The organism is Mesorhizobium sp. M1217, assembly GCF_040318275.1.
In the GTDB taxonomy this organism is placed as follows: domain Bacteria; phylum Pseudomonadota; class Alphaproteobacteria; order Rhizobiales; family Rhizobiaceae; genus Mesorhizobium.
The window spans coordinates 477,290-491,565 of record NZ_JAMYMA010000002.1 but is presented as its reverse complement, the minus strand read 5'-3'; the positions used below and the strand labels follow the sequence as shown (position 1 = coordinate 491,565).

General features: G+C 63.1%; 18 protein-coding genes. 9 read left to right on the top strand and 9 right to left on the bottom strand.

Annotation, left to right across the window (positions count from 1 at the left end; all coding sequences use genetic code 11):
* Positions 1–98: 98 nt before the first annotated feature.
* From ccmA to NKH37_RS05120, 5 genes are all read left to right on the top strand, one after another.
* Positions 99–707 carry a heme ABC exporter ATP-binding protein CcmA gene (gene ccmA, locus NKH37_RS05140; protein WP_353004095.1) on the top strand — a complete coding sequence of 203 codons (609 nt, stop codon included), beginning with the start codon at positions 99–101 and terminating at the stop codon, positions 705–707.
* A gap of 196 nt (positions 708–903) precedes the next feature.
* Positions 904–1,569 carry a heme exporter protein CcmB gene (gene ccmB / locus NKH37_RS05135; RefSeq protein WP_352481065.1) on the top strand — a complete coding sequence of 222 codons (666 nt, stop codon included), beginning with the start codon at positions 904–906 and terminating at the stop codon, positions 1,567–1,569.
* Positions 1,569–1,946, top strand: coding sequence for an Imm50 family immunity protein (locus NKH37_RS05130; protein WP_352481064.1), 378 nt, complete (start codon positions 1,569–1,571; stop codon positions 1,944–1,946). The genes ccmB and NKH37_RS05130 overlap by 1 nt, the downstream gene beginning before the upstream one ends.
* A 102-nt stretch (positions 1,947–2,048) precedes the next feature.
* Positions 2,049–2,216, top strand: coding sequence for a heme exporter protein CcmD (gene ccmD, locus NKH37_RS05125; protein WP_352494038.1), 168 nt, complete (start codon positions 2,049–2,051; stop codon positions 2,214–2,216).
* Complete coding sequence (locus NKH37_RS05120; protein ID WP_353004093.1) at positions 2,213–2,788, top strand: DsbE family thiol:disulfide interchange protein; 576 nt, start codon at positions 2,213–2,215, stop codon at positions 2,786–2,788. Before ccmD ends, NKH37_RS05120 begins: the two co-directional genes overlap by 4 nt.
* A gap of 32 nt (positions 2,789–2,820) precedes the next feature.
* Here NKH37_RS05120 and NKH37_RS05115 read toward each other — a convergent pair whose 3' ends face one another.
* Positions 2,821–2,988, bottom strand: a complete 168-nt coding sequence (locus NKH37_RS05115; RefSeq protein ID WP_023721879.1) for a hypothetical protein — start codon at positions 2,986–2,988, stop codon at positions 2,821–2,823.
* Positions 2,989–3,244: 256 nt separating this feature from the next.
* Between NKH37_RS05115 and NKH37_RS05110 the strand changes: the two genes are divergently transcribed.
* Together NKH37_RS05110 and NKH37_RS05105 are read left to right on the top strand one after the other, a co-directional pair.
* Positions 3,245–4,162: an SMP-30/gluconolactonase/LRE family protein gene (locus tag NKH37_RS05110; protein ID WP_352494040.1), complete on the top strand. Its 918-nt coding sequence runs from the start codon at positions 3,245–3,247 to the stop codon at positions 4,160–4,162.
* 32 nt (positions 4,163–4,194) lie between these two features.
* A complete protein-coding gene (locus NKH37_RS05105; protein ID WP_353004090.1) occupies positions 4,195–4,404 on the top strand; it encodes a tautomerase family protein in 210 nt (69 codons plus the stop codon).
* Between the two features lie 282 nt (positions 4,405–4,686).
* Here the strand turns inward: NKH37_RS05105 and NKH37_RS05100 are convergent, their stop codons facing one another.
* The 7 genes from NKH37_RS05100 to NKH37_RS05070 form a co-directional block, all read right to left on the bottom strand.
* Positions 4,687–5,220 carry an NADPH-dependent FMN reductase gene (locus NKH37_RS05100; RefSeq protein ID WP_353004164.1) on the bottom strand — a complete coding sequence of 178 codons (534 nt, stop codon included), beginning with the start codon at positions 5,218–5,220 and terminating at the stop codon, positions 4,687–4,689.
* Positions 5,221–5,260: 40 nt separating this feature from the next.
* Positions 5,261–5,881, bottom strand: coding sequence for a pyridoxamine 5'-phosphate oxidase family protein (locus NKH37_RS05095; protein ID WP_352494042.1), 621 nt, complete (start codon positions 5,879–5,881; stop codon positions 5,261–5,263).
* Positions 5,882–5,948: 67 nt separating this feature from the next.
* Positions 5,949–6,614 carry a septation protein A gene (locus NKH37_RS05090; protein ID WP_352817258.1) on the bottom strand — a complete coding sequence of 222 codons (666 nt, stop codon included), beginning with the start codon at positions 6,612–6,614 and terminating at the stop codon, positions 5,949–5,951.
* Positions 6,615–6,674: 60 nt separating this feature from the next.
* A complete protein-coding gene (ftsY, locus tag NKH37_RS05085; protein WP_352588007.1) occupies positions 6,675–8,438 on the bottom strand; it encodes a signal recognition particle-docking protein FtsY in 1,764 nt (587 codons plus the stop codon).
* A gap of 11 nt (positions 8,439–8,449) precedes the next feature.
* Positions 8,450–9,751, bottom strand: coding sequence for a tRNA (N(6)-L-threonylcarbamoyladenosine(37)-C(2))-methylthiotransferase MtaB (mtaB, locus tag NKH37_RS05080; RefSeq protein WP_353004087.1), 1,302 nt, complete (start codon positions 9,749–9,751; stop codon positions 8,450–8,452).
* Entirely contained in the window at positions 9,751–10,635 is an 885-nt protein-coding gene (gene dapF, locus NKH37_RS05075; RefSeq protein WP_352588012.1) for a diaminopimelate epimerase, read from the bottom strand. Before dapF ends, mtaB begins: the two co-directional genes overlap by 1 nt.
* A 74-nt stretch (positions 10,636–10,709) precedes the next feature.
* Positions 10,710–10,871, bottom strand: coding sequence for a DUF1328 family protein (locus tag NKH37_RS05070; RefSeq protein ID WP_031195454.1), 162 nt, complete (start codon positions 10,869–10,871; stop codon positions 10,710–10,712).
* Between the two features lie 289 nt (positions 10,872–11,160).
* On the opposite strand from NKH37_RS05070, the gene NKH37_RS05065 reads away from it, so the two are divergent.
* Positions 11,161–12,420: a flavin-containing monooxygenase gene (locus tag NKH37_RS05065; protein ID WP_353004085.1), complete on the top strand. Its 1,260-nt coding sequence runs from the start codon at positions 11,161–11,163 to the stop codon at positions 12,418–12,420.
* Here NKH37_RS05065 and NKH37_RS05060 read toward each other — a convergent pair.
* A complete protein-coding gene (locus tag NKH37_RS05060) occupies positions 12,417–13,427 on the bottom strand; it encodes an MBL fold metallo-hydrolase (RefSeq protein ID WP_353040830.1) in 1,011 nt (336 codons plus the stop codon). The genes NKH37_RS05065 and NKH37_RS05060 overlap by 4 nt on opposite strands.
* Before the next feature lie 281 nt (positions 13,428–13,708).
* Between NKH37_RS05060 and NKH37_RS05055 the strand changes: the two genes are divergently transcribed.
* Complete coding sequence (locus NKH37_RS05055; protein ID WP_023723103.1) at positions 13,709–14,248, top strand: protease inhibitor Inh/omp19 family protein; 540 nt, start codon at positions 13,709–13,711, stop codon at positions 14,246–14,248.
* Positions 14,249–14,276: the final 28 nt, after the last annotated feature.

The following is a 14,276-nucleotide window of genomic DNA, read 5'->3' as shown; positions in this document are numbered from 1 at the left end:
GGATATAGAGAATTTTCTGGAATAGTTCTAGACACGGAATTGCCATTTTTGCTGCGGCGCACCGAAGCCGCGCTTGAACTTTCGGCGAAGGGGAACGGATGCGGCTGATCGCCGAAAATCTGGGCGGCGAACGCGGCGGCGAGACGGTATTTTCCGGCATCGAATTCGCGCTGGGGGATGGCCAGGCGCTGGTCGTCATCGGGGCGAACGGCGCCGGCAAATCGACGCTGCTCAGGATCATCGCCGGACTGTTGCCGGTGGCGGCAGGCCGTGTGCGGTTCGAAGGTGGTGGCGAAGACTTTCCGTCGGCCGCCTCGGCCTGTCACTATCTCGGCCACCTCGACGCAATGAAGAGCGCACTCACCGTTAAGGAGAATCTGTGCTTCTGGCGCGATTTTTCGGGCGCGGGTTCCAGGGGTGTTGAAGAGGCGCTGGAGACCGTCGGGTTGGGCGGCATCGGCCATCTGCCGTTCGGCTATCTCTCGACCGGCCAGCGCCGCCGCGCCGCGATCGCAAAACTGCTGGTCAGTCATCGGCCATTGTGGCTGCTCGATGAGCCGACGGCGGGACTGGACAAGGCTTCGGAGGAGAGATTCGGCGGGCTAATGCGGAAGCATCTCGATGGTGGGGGGATCGTGGTTGTGGCCACGCATTTGCCGCTGGGGCTGGAGGGGGCGAGGGAGCTTGTGATGGGGATGGTTGGATGATGCCGGCGCTCTGTCGCACCCCCCTCTGTCCTGCCGGACATCTCCCCCGCAAGGGGGGAGATTGGCGGTTTCAACGACTCGCCCTCTCTTTCACGTTGAAGACTGACGAAAGCCGAGGCGACATCCAATCTCCCCCCTTGCGGGGGAGATGTCCGGCAGGACAGAGGGGGGTGCCTGGGCGAAAGCATCTCACATCATGCTAGCCCTCTTCCTGCGCGACATCCGCTTAAGTATCCGCGCCGGCGGCGGGGCGCTTACCGGCGTGATTTTCTTTCTCGCCGTTATCGCGACCATCCCCTTCGGCGTCGGTCCCGACCTGAAGCTGCTGGCCCGCATCGGCCCGGCGATCCTGTGGATCGCCGCCTTGCTGGCCTGCCTGCTCGGCCTCGACCGGCTGTTCCAGGCTGACCGCGAGGACGGCTCGCTCGATCTTCTGGTGCTTGGCAACGACCGGCACATGCTGGCCCTGACCGTGCTGACGAAATGCCTGGCGCATTGGGCGGGTAGCGTGTTGCCGCTGGTCATCGCCGCTCCCCTGCTCGGCCTGTTCATGAACATGGAGCCCATCGGCATCGGTGCCACGGCGCTGACGCTTCTGGTAGGCACGCCGGCGATCACCTTCATCGGTGCCGCCGGTGCCGCGGTGGCGGTAGCATTGCCGCGCGGCGGGCTGCTGATCTCGGTGCTGGTGCTGCCGCTGACCATTCCCGTGCTGATCTTCGGCGTATCGGCAAGCTATGGCGCGGTGGCGGACCCCGATCCCTTCCTGCAGCCCTTCCTCATTCTTACCGCGCTGACCCTGTTTCTTGCCGTGCTCGGGCCGGTGGCAGCGGCGCTGGCGCTGCGGCACGGAACGGATTGATGTGGCCGCTGCGCATAGAGAACCCGATCTTTCTCCAGACCATCTACGGCAACTACCCCGATCTGTCCTCCGTCGAGGTTACCGGGGCCAAGATGGACCGCAACGGGCCTAGCATGCACCTTTCCTTCATCTCGACCGTCCTCCCCTACCGGCCTCCCGCCAAATGGGCGGCGTTCAATGCCGTGTCTTTCGGGCTTGAGTTCATCGCGGTCGAATCCATTAGCCTTCGCAAGTTCCAGAGCCATGGCTCCAGTGCAATCAGGATGTGGGATGACGCCGGTAGAATCCTGCTTACCTGCGAAGGAGCTGTCAGGCTGTCCCTGACGTGCCAATACATGCGTATCAAAAACATATCAGGTGTTTTGCTTTCGCAGTGACCTTCGGCTTGCGATAACCGCAAATCTGCCGCAGACCCGTTCATTGCGGCAAACAGCCGGTGAGGCTATGAATTTCGCCGTGAGAAGCCTTGGATCGGGAAAATGAGCGTGCACGCCCTTTATGTCACCGCCGCCTATGCCATTACGGCCGTGGTGCTGGCCGGGCTGGTTGGCTGGATCCTGCTCGACCAGCGCGGCCGCAAGCGAGAGCTCGCCGAGCTGGAGGCGTCCGGCGTGCGCCGGCGCTCCGACAAGGCAGCAAAATCATGAGCACGGAAACGGAAACTCCGGCGCGCCGCCGCCTGATCGTGCTGCTGCCGCTGCTGGTCTTTCTCGGGCTGGCGGGATTGTTCCTGGCGCAGCTGTTGTCCGGGCGCGACGTTTCGGAAGTGCCGTCGGCACTGATCGGCCTGCCGGCGCCGCAGACCAATCTGCCGGCGCTCGAAGGCACCAATTTGCCGGGCCTCGATTCAAAACAGTTCGCCGGCAAGGTGACACTGGTCAACGTCTTCGCGTCCTGGTGCGCGCCGTGCCGGGAAGAGCATCCTGTGCTGCTGGCGCTGTCGCAGGACAGACGCTTCGTCATGGCCGCGCTGAACTACAAGGACCAGCCGGAAAACGCTCGTCGGTTCCTTGGCGATCTCGGCAATCCGTTCCAGGCGATCGGCGTCGACCACGCTGGGCGCACGGCGATCGACTGGGGTGTCTACGGCGTGCCGGAGACCTTCGTTATCGGCAAGGATGGCAAGATCGCCTACAAGCATGTCGGGCCGCTGACGCCGGACTCGGCGCAGACGCTGCTGCTGCCGGAGATCGAGAAGGCGCTGACGGCACCGGGCTGATGCCCGCCGATCGTGATAGGTCGACCGAAGACTCAGCCGTAGATCTGCTTGTGGACCTGATAGAGCATTTCTGAGCGGTCGGCGCGCATGTCGGCGAGGTCGCGGCTGCTGAAGCTGTCGATTTCGGCGACGAGGCGGTTGTAATGCCGGCGCTTGGCGATGCTGGCGCGAGCGCGGCTCATAAGGCTGTCGATGATCATAGCGAGTTTCCTTTTGCGCCGCATTTCGCGGCCAGTTGTTCCTCCCTTGATCGATACGAAGCATGACATAGTTATGGTGCGTTGCAAAAATAAGATGTTGCAATGCACCATTGCGCTGGGCGCATAGCCGGTTAACGGGATGTGACCTGCCGTCCGGCCCAGGATTCGCTTGCTTCTGACGCATCATCGATCTTGCCATATCGATCGCAGGCTGGCTTGATCGCGGCTCGCCAAGCGACTGATACCGGGAGGAACCATGGCCAGCGAATTCTACGAAGTTCTCGATCCGCGCTTTTCGCGGCTGTTCAACGGCAACGCACAGGTGGACAGGCTGTTTACCGGCTGCCGATGGGCGGAGGGGCCGGCCTGGTTTGCGGCCGGGCGCTATGTGGTCTGGTCCGACATCCCGAACAATCGCATGCTGCGCTACGACGAGACCGACGGCAGCGTCAGCGTGTTCCGTCAGCCATCCGGCAATTCCAACGGCAACACCGTCGACCGGCAAGGACGGCTGGTTACTTGCGAGCATTCCGGCCGCCGCGTCAGCCGCACCGAGCATGACGGCTCGGTCATCACCATAACCGACAAATGGCGCGGCAAGCGGCTGAACTCGCCCAATGACGCGGTGGTCAAGTCCGACGGCTCGATCTGGTTCACCGATCCGAGCTACGGCATCGATACCGATTACGAGGGCGACAAGGCCGAAAGCGAGATCGGGGCCTGCCATGTCTACCGGGTCGATCCCGGCACCGGCGAGACCGAGGCGGTGATCACCGACATGGTCAGGCCAAACGGGCTCGCCTTCTCGCTCGACGAGAGCAAGCTCTATGTCGCCGACACCGGCCGCACGCATGGCGCCCAAAACCCGGCGCACATCCGGGTGTTCAATGTCGGCCAGGGCGGCAAGACGGTGTCCGGCGAAAAGGTCTTTGCCGACTGCACCGCCGGCCTGTTCGACGGTTTCAGGCTGGATGCGGACGGCCGCATCTGGACCAGTGCCGCCGACGGGGTCCATTGCTACGATCCAGACGGGACGCTGATCGGCAAGGTCAAGGTACCGGAAGTAGTCGCCAATTGCGTGTTCGGCGGCAACAAGCTGAACTGCCTCTACATCGCCGGCACGACCTCGCTCTACATGGTCCGGCTCATGGTCAACGGCGCCAAGACATTTTGAGCTGCCGCCAAGCATATCCAAGGGAGGGCACCATGCTATTCGTAAACATCCGCCTGGTCAAGGAGGTGATTGCCGACGACCCGGCCGGAAAAAAGGCCGCGATCGCCGCCCAGGTGACGGCGGCCATCACCGGCGCCACCGGCCTGACCAGCAACGATGTCTGGGTGGTGTTCGAGGAAGTCGCTGCACGCGACTGGTTCGTCGGCGAGACCGACGTCGAGACGCGGAGACGGAAGGGCTAGTTCCCGGCTCAGATTGGCCGCAGCCCCTAGCGTCGTCATCCCAGGGCGGAGCAGGAGCGAAGCTCCGTCGCGGAGACCCTGGGATCCATGCCGTGACCTACCAGTAGAACAGCGGTGCGGTTCTGTTGTGCAGCGCGCCGGTGTAATGTCCAACGTCAGGCCTCCGGCGGCCTTCCCGAACCGCTGCATCTCCGACGAATGTCACGGCATGGATCCTAGGGTCTGCGCCGCGTCGCTTCGCTCCTTGCTCCGCCCTAGGATGACGAAAGCACGGCCCGACGTTCACCGCGAGCGGATGAACTCCGCGAAGGCGGATAGGGCATCGCGCATTGTCTGCCTACTTGCCGGTTCCGCCAGGATTTTCTCCACCTCCGGCGGCTTCTTGCCGAGCAACGCGATTTCGAGCGCTGCTTCCTCATAGAGCGCGAAAGACATTGTCCGCATGATCTCGGCCAGTGCGGCGCGGGCAAACAGCGAGCGCGGCGAGGCATGTACCAGCATGGCCGGTTTGCCGACGGCTGCATCGCGCGACACCAGCCAGTCGAGCGCGTTCTTCAGGCCGCCTGGCACACCATGGGCATATTCCGGGCAGGAGACGATGACGCCGTCGGCGGCGGTGACCGCGTCGATCAGCGCCGCTGCTTGCGGCGGCGTCCGCTCGCCCTCGTCGTCGGGGTTGAAAATCGGCAGCCGGGCAAGCCCATCGTAGACGGAGACGTGACAGTCCAGCGGCGCGTTTTGCGCGAGTGCCGCGACCAGGGCCGAATTGGTCGAGGCGGCGCGCAGGCTGCCGGAGATGGCGAGGATGCTGAGCAAAGGAATGGAAACCGGCTTGAGCGATTCGTCGCCGGGCACACTACCACATGGTCTCTCTGTATTCCTCTTCCAGCCAGCGGTCGGTCGCCTCGGCCGAATCGGCGAGCGCCAACTGGTCGCGCAGGATCTGGCCGAGCGTCGGCAGCGTCGCGCGGTCGTACCAGCTCTCCGGCTTCCACAATTCGGAGCGCATGAAGGCCTTGGCGCAATGCATGTAGGCGGCCTTGACCGTCACCACGACGACGCTTTGCGGTGCCTTGCCGTCGACCGCCAGCCGCTCACGCAATGACGCATCGACCGTGATGCGGGCATCGCCATTGACACGCAGCGTTTCGTTCATGCCGGGAATGAGGAAGAGCAGCCCGATCGAGGGATTGAGAAGGATGTTCTCCAGCGTGTCGAGGCGGTTGTTGCCGGGCCGGTCGGGGATGGCGATGGTCTTCTCGTCGAGCACTGTTACGAAGCCCGGCCTGTCGCCCTTCGGCGTCACGTCGGCATTGCCGGCGCCGTCGGACGAGCCGATCAGCACGAAGGGGCTCTTGCCGATGAAGGAACGGCAGTGGCCGTCCAATGCCTTCAGTTCCTTGCGGATCGAACCGTCGGTCGGCCGAGGCGTCTTGTAGATCGTCCTCAACTCGTCGCGCGTGGTGATGAATTCCATGCCCCTCTCCTCCTATTCTGACGCAATTCCGGACGGAAAACCGCTACACACTTTTCCTGGAATTGCTCTATTTGCCGGCTTTCTCTTCCTTGGCGGCCTTGTCCTCGAGCGAGTGGCGCAGGATCAATGGCATTTGGCTTAACGTGAAGACAAGGGTAATGGGAATCGTGCCCCAGACCTTGAAATAAAGCCAGGTTTCCTCAGAAAAATTGCGCCACACGACCTCGTTCAGCACAGCCAGAAAAAGGAAGAAAAGCCCCCATCGGAAAGTGAGCTTGCGCCAGCCTTCGGCGTCGAGATTGAAGGCGGAATCAAAGACATAGCCCAACAGCGATCTGCCAAACGCCAACCCGCCAAGCAGCGTGATGCCGAACAGGCTGTTGATGATTGTCGGCTTCATGAAAGCGAAGGTCTTGTCCTGCAGCCACAGCGCCAGCGCACCAAACACAAACACGACGATGGCCGAGACCAGCGGCATGATCGGCCAGCTGCGCGTCAAAATCCACGAAACGCTGAGCGACAGCGCCGTCGCCACCATAAAGAACGCTGTGGCAATCAGGATAGGCTCGCCGATATGGCTGAGGATCGGGAATTTCCCGACAAGCCACGCGCCGCGGATGGTGGTGAAAAAGAACACCAGACCAGGCCCGAGTTCGAGCAGGAATTTCAGGCCGGGGTTCAACGCCTTGCGTCGCGGATCGGACAGGTCGCGTTCGAGGATGGGTGGGTTCATGGGATCCTTCTTACGCACGATCCAATCCAAAAAGTCTGCAACTTTTCGGGATCATGCTCGTCAAGCCACGCCAGCGATCGCCCTGGCGAACTCGCTTGCGGAAAAGGGTTCGAGGTCGTCGACCTGTTCGCCGACGCCGATGAAGTAGACCGGCAATTTGTGCTTTGCCGCGATCGCCACCAGAATACCGCCGCGCGCCGTGCCGTCCAGCTTGGTCATCACCAGGCCGTTGACGCCGGCGACATTGCGGAAGATCTCGACCTGGTTGAGCGCATTCTGGCCGGTGGTGGCATCGACCGTCTGCAGCACGGTGTGCGGCGCTTCCGGATCGAGCTTGCCCAGCACGCGGACGATCTTTTCCAGTTCCGCCATCAGTTCGGTCTTGTTCTGCAGCCGCCCGGCGGTGTCGATGATCAGCACGTCGGAGCCGGCCTCCTTCGCCCGCTCGAAGGCGTCGTAAGCGAGGCCGGCGGCGTCGGCGCCGAGCTTCGAGGCAATGACCGGCGAGTTGGTGCGCTCGCCCCAGATCTTCAACTGCTCGATCGCGGCGGCGCGGAAAGTGTCGCCGGCGGCGAGCATCACCGAGAGGCCGCCATCGGTCAGCTTTGCGGCGAGCTTGCCGATGGTCGTGGTTTTCCCCGTGCCGTTGACGCCGACGACCAGGATGACATGCGGCTTGTGGCTGAGGTCGAGTTCCAGCGGCATGGCGACATGGGTCAGCACCTTCTCCACCTCCGCCGCCATGATGGCGCGGACTTCCGTCTCGGAGACATCCTTGCCGTAGCGGCTGGCGGAGAGCGCGTCGGTAACGCGCAAAGCCGTCTCCATGCCGAGATCGGCGCGGATCAGCACATCCTCCAGGTCCTGCAGCGTGTCCTCGTCGAGCTTGCGCTTGGTGAAGACGCCGGCGATGTTGCCGGACAACTCCCTGGAAGAGCGGGCAAGCCCGTCTCGCATGCGCTGGAACCAGGAGCGCCTCGGCGCCGGTTCGGGCGCTCTTTGCGGCTCGGCCTTCTGCTCGACCTTCTTGGTTACGGTCACCTTGCCGGGGGCAGGTTTTGGCTCCGGCGATGGTTGCGGAATGGCCTCTGGTTCGGGCGCAATCTCGGTCAAGACCGGTTTCGTTTCGACCGGGGCGGGCTGGCGGAGCGGAGGCGGGATTTCGGCCGGCGGCGCTTCGGGCGCTGCGGAGGGGCTCTCGGCGGGCGGTGCGGTATCTTGCAGAGGTTCGCGCTGCCCCTCACCCTTTCCCGTTCCGGGGCGAGCCGCTTGTCTCGCCGGTCCTTCGGACCCCCGTGAAGGACGGAGAGAGGGGGACGTCAGCGTTGCAGCTTCTTCTTCATCGCTTTCAAAAGGAGGCTCGGCCTGCCGATCAGCCCCCTTCTCCCCGTCACCATACGGGGAGAAGGTGCCGGCAGGCGGATGAGGGGCAGCGCCAGCTTCCGATGACCGAGGCTCAGTCTGGACAATCTCCGGCTGCTCCGGCTCGGGAATAACAAGCTCGGCCGGGATTTCTTCCGGCTCCTCAGCAGGCGTTTCCGACTCCGGCTGGATCTCTGGCTCGGGCGGAATGGTTGGTGCGGGTTCGAGCGGTGGCTGCGGCGCGGGCGGCGCTTCCGTCTCGACAGACGGCGGAGGCGCAGTGTCTGCCTCGGGCCGCGACTCTTCGCGTTTCAAAAACTCCGGGACGGCCTGCTCGGCCGCCGGCTTCAGCGCCTCCAGTTCGTCCCATTTGATCGGCGGCAGCGGTGCGGTCTCGTCGGGCCGCTCCTCGACAACTTCCTTCTTGCCGAACGAAAATATCTTCTTGAAAAACCCGGCCATGTCTTGCGCTCTCAGGCGGCGCGGGCGGCAAGCGGCGCGGCGATCAGTCTGATACCGTCATTGCCGGCGATATCAGCCTCGACGATGTCGCCCGGCGCCCCGGCTGACAACACGGCCAGCGTAAACCCTTCGGTGCGGCCGAGCCCATCGCGCTCGACCAGGATCGACTGGCGTGTGCCAGCGAGCGAGGAAAGGTGACGGCGGTAGGCGACCTCGCCGGCGGCGCGCAACCGTGCGGCGCGCTGCTTGACCATTTCGCGGCGAAGCTGCGGCATGCGCGCGGCGGGCGTGCCCTGGCGCGGCGAAAACGGGAAGACATGGAGATGCGTCAGGCCGCATTCCTCGACGATCTCCAGCGAGTTTTCGAACATGGCATCCGTCTCCGTCGGGAAGCCGGCGATGATGTCGGCGCCGAAAACGATGCCGGGGCGCAGTTTGCGCACATCCTCGCAAAAGCGGATCGACTGGTCGCGGCTGTGCCGGCGCTTCATCCGCTTCAGGATCATGTCGTCACCCGATTGCAGCGACAGGTGCAGATGCGGCATCAGCCTCGGCTCGGTGGCGATGGCGTCCAGCAGATCGTCGCCGGCCTCGATCGAATCGATGGAAGAAAGCCGCAGGCGTTTCACGTCTGGCACCTGCTTCAGGATGGTCTTGACCAATTTGCCGAGCTTCGGTGCGCCCGGCAGATCGGCGCCAAAACTGGTCATGTCGACGCCCGTCAGCACGATCTCGGCATAACCATTGCCGGCGAGTCGCTTGACCTGCTCAACCACGGCGCCCATCGGGACCGAGCGCGAATTTCCGCGACCGTAGGGAATGATGCAGAAGGTGCAGCGGTGGTCGCAGCCGTTCTGCACCTGGACAAAAGCGCGCGCCCGGCCCTCGATGGCGTCGACCATGTGGGTGGCCGTTTCGCGCACCGAAAAGATATCGTTGACGCGCGCCTTTTCGGTGTCGTTGACGCCGAAATCCGGCAGCGCGCGATATGAATGCGCCTTCAGCTTCTCCTCATTGCCGAGGACGAGATCGACCTCGTCCATGGCGACGAAATCCTGCGGGCCGGTCTGCGCGGCGCAGCCGGTGACGATGATGCGGGCGGCCGGGTTCTCACGGCGGGCTTTTCTGATCGACTGCTTGGCCTGGCGCACCGCCTCGCCGGTGACGGCGCAGGTGTTGAAGATGATAGCGCCGCCTTCGAGCCCGCCGAGGCCCGCACTTTCGGCTTCACGCCGCATCACCTCGGATTCATAGGTGTTCAGCCGGCAGCCGAAGGTGACGACGTCGATACCCCTGTTGCCACGAGGAGCCATCAGGCGGCGCTTTCGGTGTCGCGCGCCCACGCCCCGGTCGACGGATCGAAGCTGCCGGAAAATTCCCATTCGGCGGCACCGGTCAGGATGACGTGGTCGTCGTCGCGCCACAGGACGTGCAGCGAGCCGCCGCCGGGCGTCATCAGCGTGACGCTGCGGCCGGTGCGCCGGGTGCGGGCCGCGGCGACCACGGCGGCGCAAGCAGCCGAGCCGCAGGCCTTGGTCAGGCCGGCGCCGCGCTCCCAGGTGCGGATGGCCATGGTCTCCGGCGAAGTCACTTGCGCGATGGTGATGTTGGCGCGCTCAGGGAAGATCGGGTGGTTTTCGAGCAGCGGGCCGAAGCGCTCGAGTTCATAGGACCAGACGTCGCGGTCGACCCAGAAGATGGCGTGCGGATTGCCCATCGAGACGACCGACGGCGAATGCAGTACCGGCGCATCGATCGGGCCGATCTGCAGTTCGATCATGCGGGTGTCGCGAAACTCCTCGGCCAGCGGGATGTCCCGCCAGCCAAAGCGCGGCTTGCCCATGTCGACCGAGATCATTCCGTCGGCATGTTCCTCGGCATTGAGGATGCCGGCGACTGTTTCAAAGGCAAATGTCTTCTGGCCGGTCTCGGCGGCGAGCGCCTGGACGACACAGCGCATGCCGTTGCCGCAGGCTTGCGCACTGGTTCCGTCGGAATTCAAGATGTCGATGAAAAAGGCGGTGCCCGGCGTCCTGGGATCGTGGATCGCCATGATCTGGTCGAACCTGGTCGCGGCGTCGGCATTAAGCGCGACGGCTGCCGCAGGCGTTACGCGATCGGCACGGCCACGCATATCGGCAACGATGATTTCGTTGCCGATACCGTTCATCTTGGCGAAAGGGGCCGCGCTTGCCATGGATCGAAAGGTCTCTTGCCGATTTGGCGCCTATATGGCGGATACCGGCCGAAATTACCAGTGCGGCATGCTTTTCAGGTCACCGCGAATACGCCAAGCACGATCAGCAGGAAGATGATCAGCACGATGCCGATGAGGATGCGGGCGCCGGTTGCGGCGGCTCCAGCCAGTGCCGGCATGCCGAGCAGGCTTGCCGCGGCCGCGATAATCAAAAGAATGATGATCCACCTGATCATGAGAGACACCTCGCAGCCGGCAGGTTTGAACACCTACAAACGCTTCTGCGAGGGCTTGGGTTCCCTGCGGTGGCTGGGCGGGTCGAGGACCCGGCTGTGATATGCAGCTACGGATGCAATGTTGTCATAGTGTTGAATGAACGCTACCGTTGTGTCGATTTGACGTCCGGGAATGGATATTTCGCTGCTAAGCAATCTTGGATCCCTTTTTTCGTCTTACCCAAGATCTTCACCGCACCGAGACCGTAAGCTGACGACGTGTTTGGCGGGCCGGCGATAGAGTTTTCCAATGACTGAGCGTTGGGACACGATCATTATTGGTGGCGGCCAGGCGGGGCTCGCCATGAGTTACTATCTTCACCAACATGAACGTGAGCATGTCGTGTTGGAACGCGCGCGTATTGCCGGACGCTGGCGGACTGAGCGTTGGGATTCGCTTCGGTTTCAATTCATCAACCAGGCAATAGAGCTTCCTGGGGTTTCTTATCAGGACCCTGAACCGGAAGGATTCGCCCACCACACCGCCATCACGCGGTTCATCGAGCACTATGCGGCAAAAATTGCAGCTCCGGTTCGCGAGGGTGTGGAGGTCACGAAGCTCCGACACAGGGATACCGGCGATTATGCGTTGGAGACAAACGCCGGCAGCATGACGGCCCGCAATGTCGTTGTGGCGAGGGGCCCTTTCCAGCGTTCGATGGTACCGGCGGCGGCCAAGGATTTGCCTCGATCCGTTTACCAGGTTCACGCTTCGAGGTACCGCAACCCCGACGAGCTTCCCCCCGGAGTGGTGCTGGTGGTGGGCAGTGGTGCATCCGGTAGCCAGATTGCGGATGAACTCCAGCAATCCGGGCGCGATGTCTATCTTTCGGTCAGTCCGCATCGTCGGGTGCCGCGGCGCTATCGCGGCCAGGATGTCTTGTGGTGGTTCGACAAAATGGGACGTTTCGAGATCACTATCGATAGTTTCCCGGAGCGGCGGTATCCCCCCTCGACCGTCGTAACCGGTGTCAACGGCGGTTACGATATGAACGTCCGCCGTTTTGCACGCGATGGTGGAGTGGTGCTGGGACGTGTACTCGGATGCGCCGATGGAAAACTGTTGGTGGCCGGGGATGCCTCGCAGATATTGGCTGAAGCCGATAGGTCCTATGACGATTTTGTCTCCGCGGCAGAGGCGCTGGCAGAGAAACCTGAAGTCGCGGACCACATCAGCGATGGCAATGAACGCTCAGCAACGCCAATCCTGGCGGAAGTTGGCGGCGCCCGGTCAGTGGATATCTCCGGTGAGAACGTCGGCTCGGTCATCTGGGGAACGGGATATCGCTTCGACTATAACTGGATCGATTTACCAATTTTCGATTCGCGCAACGCACCTATTCAACAGCGTGGCGTGACAGCCTTTCCCGGCCTGTACTTTCTTGGCCTTCATTGGATGCATACCTTCGGCTCCGGCCTTCTTTCATATGTGGGCCGCGACGCCGCCCATATAGCCAGGCATATGGAAGCTTTGCAGCCGCCTTCGCCGTCAGGCCGGTCGCCGCGCTAAACCGCCGGCACGTCCCAGACTTCGCCCGGCTGCAAGGCACGGAAACGATCCCGCGGCAGACCGGCGGCTCCAAGCGCTTCGCCGAGCTTTCTGGCCGGCTCGTCGATTGGCTCGTTGGTGAGTCGGAACGTGCCCCAGTGGCAGCCGGTGGAATAGGCAGCGTTGCACAAAAGCATGCCTTGCACCGCCTCCTCCGGATCCTGGTGATGCGGCGCCATGAACCAGCGCGGCTTGTAGGCGCCGATCGGCAGGATGGCGAGGCGGAAGCCGCCATGCTTTTCAGCCATCAGCCGGTAGTTGATACCGCCGTGGAAGCCGGTATCGCCGGCAAAATAGATCTTTGCACTTGGCGTTTCGACGACGAAACCCGCCCACAGCGCCATGCGCCGGTCGCGGGTGCCGCGGGCCGACCAGTGGTGCACCGGCTCGACATAGACGGCAACCCCATTGCCGATATCGACCCGATCGCCCCAGTCATGCGCGGAAAGCCGCATACCGGGAACGGCAGCGCCGATGATGGCGTCGTTGCCGAGCGGCGTCAGCAGCAGCGGGTCGTGCCTTGCCTTCAGGCGCTTCAGCGTGGCGAGGTCGAGATGGTCGTAATGGTTGTGGCTGATCAGCACGAGGTCGATCGGCGGCAGATGGGAAAAGGCGATGCCCGGCGGATTGACGCGTTTCGGCCCGGCGAACGAGATTGGCGAGACACGCCGCGACCAGACCGGATCGGTAAGGATGTTCAGGCCGGCTGTCTGGACGAGCAGCGAGGAATGGCCGACCATGGTGAGGCGGAGCGCTGCACCATCGATCCGCTCGACCGGTCTTGCCGGTGGAAACGGACTCGGATTCGCCGCCGGCCATTTCGAGCGCTCGCCGCTCAATTGCCATTTCAACAGATCGGCAAAGCGACCCGGCGGCCGGCCGTCGGGATTGAAGAACAAGGTGCCGTCGAAATGATCGCTGGGCGGGCCGCTGTAATAGCGGTTGGCGGCTCTCTTTCTCGCGGCCAAGAAATCGGCTCCCTGCAGTTTGCTGATTGCCAAGAGATAATGCCGGAGCCAGCTGGCGCAAGCATTTGAGGTGAACGTCAAGGATTTGGAGCCGGCGCGCCGTATCGCACCGACCCGGAGGTATCAGCCAGGCAATGTGCATTTTGCGATAAATTTGCAACATTAGCGGCGCAAACCGTATTTTAACCATATCGGGTTGAAATTTCGCCACCTTCTCCATCTTGGTGAGAGGGACATTGCGCGGACGGCACCCCCCAGCCGGATCCGACGGAGGTTGAAGAATGAGATTTTCGAAAACCGGCCTGCTGGCCGTATCGCTGGCCGCGCTCGTTGCGAGCGGCTGTTCAACCTCGCGGTTCTCATCAATGGACGAGCAGCAGCCGGCGCCGCTGGAAGCTGCGCCCGCCGGCAAGGTGACTGCAAACCAGCTGCCGCCCCCGGCGACACCCGGCCCGGCCGATCCGTCGAAATTTCCAACCGCGCCGCAGAACACCCAGGTCGCCTCGTTGCCGCCCGACGGGACGGCGCCGGCCGGCGCGGCCGACCTGACCGCCTCCAGCGTCGCCGGCGTGTGGAAGGCAAGCGTGTCCGGCCAGAGCTGTCAGGTGGCGACGCCGCAGACCAAATTCGGCTCGGGCTATCGCGCCGGACCGCTGCATTGCCCGGCGCCGCTCGACGGCATCAAATCCTGGAACGTCGCCGGCAAACAGCTGACGCTCTTTGACGAGAACGGCGGCACGCTGGCACGGCTGTATTCCTCGGGCGGCGAGAAATTCGACGGCCAGACTTCCAACGGCCTGCCGATCTCGCTTACAAGGTAATCGAACCGCCCCTATTGTTACGCAATTC

Bases quoted from the DNA above. Each gene is read 5' to 3' on its own strand.
- ccmA (WP_353004095.1), top strand. From the start codon at position 99: ATGCGGCTGATCGCCGAAAATCTGGGCGGCGAACGCGGCGGCGAGACG.
- ccmB (WP_352481065.1), top strand. From the start codon at position 904: ATGCTAGCCCTCTTCCTGCGCGACATCCGCTTAAGTATCCGCGCCGGC.
- NKH37_RS05130 (WP_352481064.1), top strand. From the start codon at position 1,569: ATGTGGCCGCTGCGCATAGAGAACCCGATCTTTCTCCAGACCATCTAC.
- ccmD (WP_352494038.1), top strand. From the start codon at position 2,049: ATGAGCGTGCACGCCCTTTATGTCACCGCCGCCTATGCCATTACGGCC.
- NKH37_RS05120 (WP_353004093.1), top strand. From the start codon at position 2,213: ATGAGCACGGAAACGGAAACTCCGGCGCGCCGCCGCCTGATCGTGCTG.
- NKH37_RS05115 (WP_023721879.1), bottom strand. From the start codon at position 2,988: ATGATCATCGACAGCCTTATGAGCCGCGCTCGCGCCAGCATCGCCAAG.
- NKH37_RS05110 (WP_352494040.1), top strand. From the start codon at position 3,245: ATGGCCAGCGAATTCTACGAAGTTCTCGATCCGCGCTTTTCGCGGCTG.
- NKH37_RS05105 (WP_353004090.1), top strand. From the start codon at position 4,195: ATGCTATTCGTAAACATCCGCCTGGTCAAGGAGGTGATTGCCGACGAC.
- NKH37_RS05095 (WP_352494042.1), bottom strand. From the start codon at position 5,881: ATGGAATTCATCACCACGCGCGACGAGTTGAGGACGATCTACAAGACG.
- NKH37_RS05090 (WP_352817258.1), bottom strand. From the start codon at position 6,614: ATGAACCCACCCATCCTCGAACGCGACCTGTCCGATCCGCGACGCAAG.
- ftsY (WP_352588007.1), bottom strand. From the start codon at position 8,438: ATGGCCGGGTTTTTCAAGAAGATATTTTCGTTCGGCAAGAAGGAAGTT.
- mtaB (WP_353004087.1), bottom strand. From the start codon at position 9,751: ATGGCTCCTCGTGGCAACAGGGGTATCGACGTCGTCACCTTCGGCTGC.
- dapF (WP_352588012.1), bottom strand. From the start codon at position 10,635: ATGGCAAGCGCGGCCCCTTTCGCCAAGATGAACGGTATCGGCAACGAA.
- NKH37_RS05070 (WP_031195454.1), bottom strand. From the start codon at position 10,871: ATGATCAGGTGGATCATCATTCTTTTGATTATCGCGGCCGCGGCAAGC.
- NKH37_RS05065 (WP_353004085.1), top strand. From the start codon at position 11,161: ATGACTGAGCGTTGGGACACGATCATTATTGGTGGCGGCCAGGCGGGG.
- NKH37_RS05055 (WP_023723103.1), top strand. From the start codon at position 13,709: ATGAGATTTTCGAAAACCGGCCTGCTGGCCGTATCGCTGGCCGCGCTC.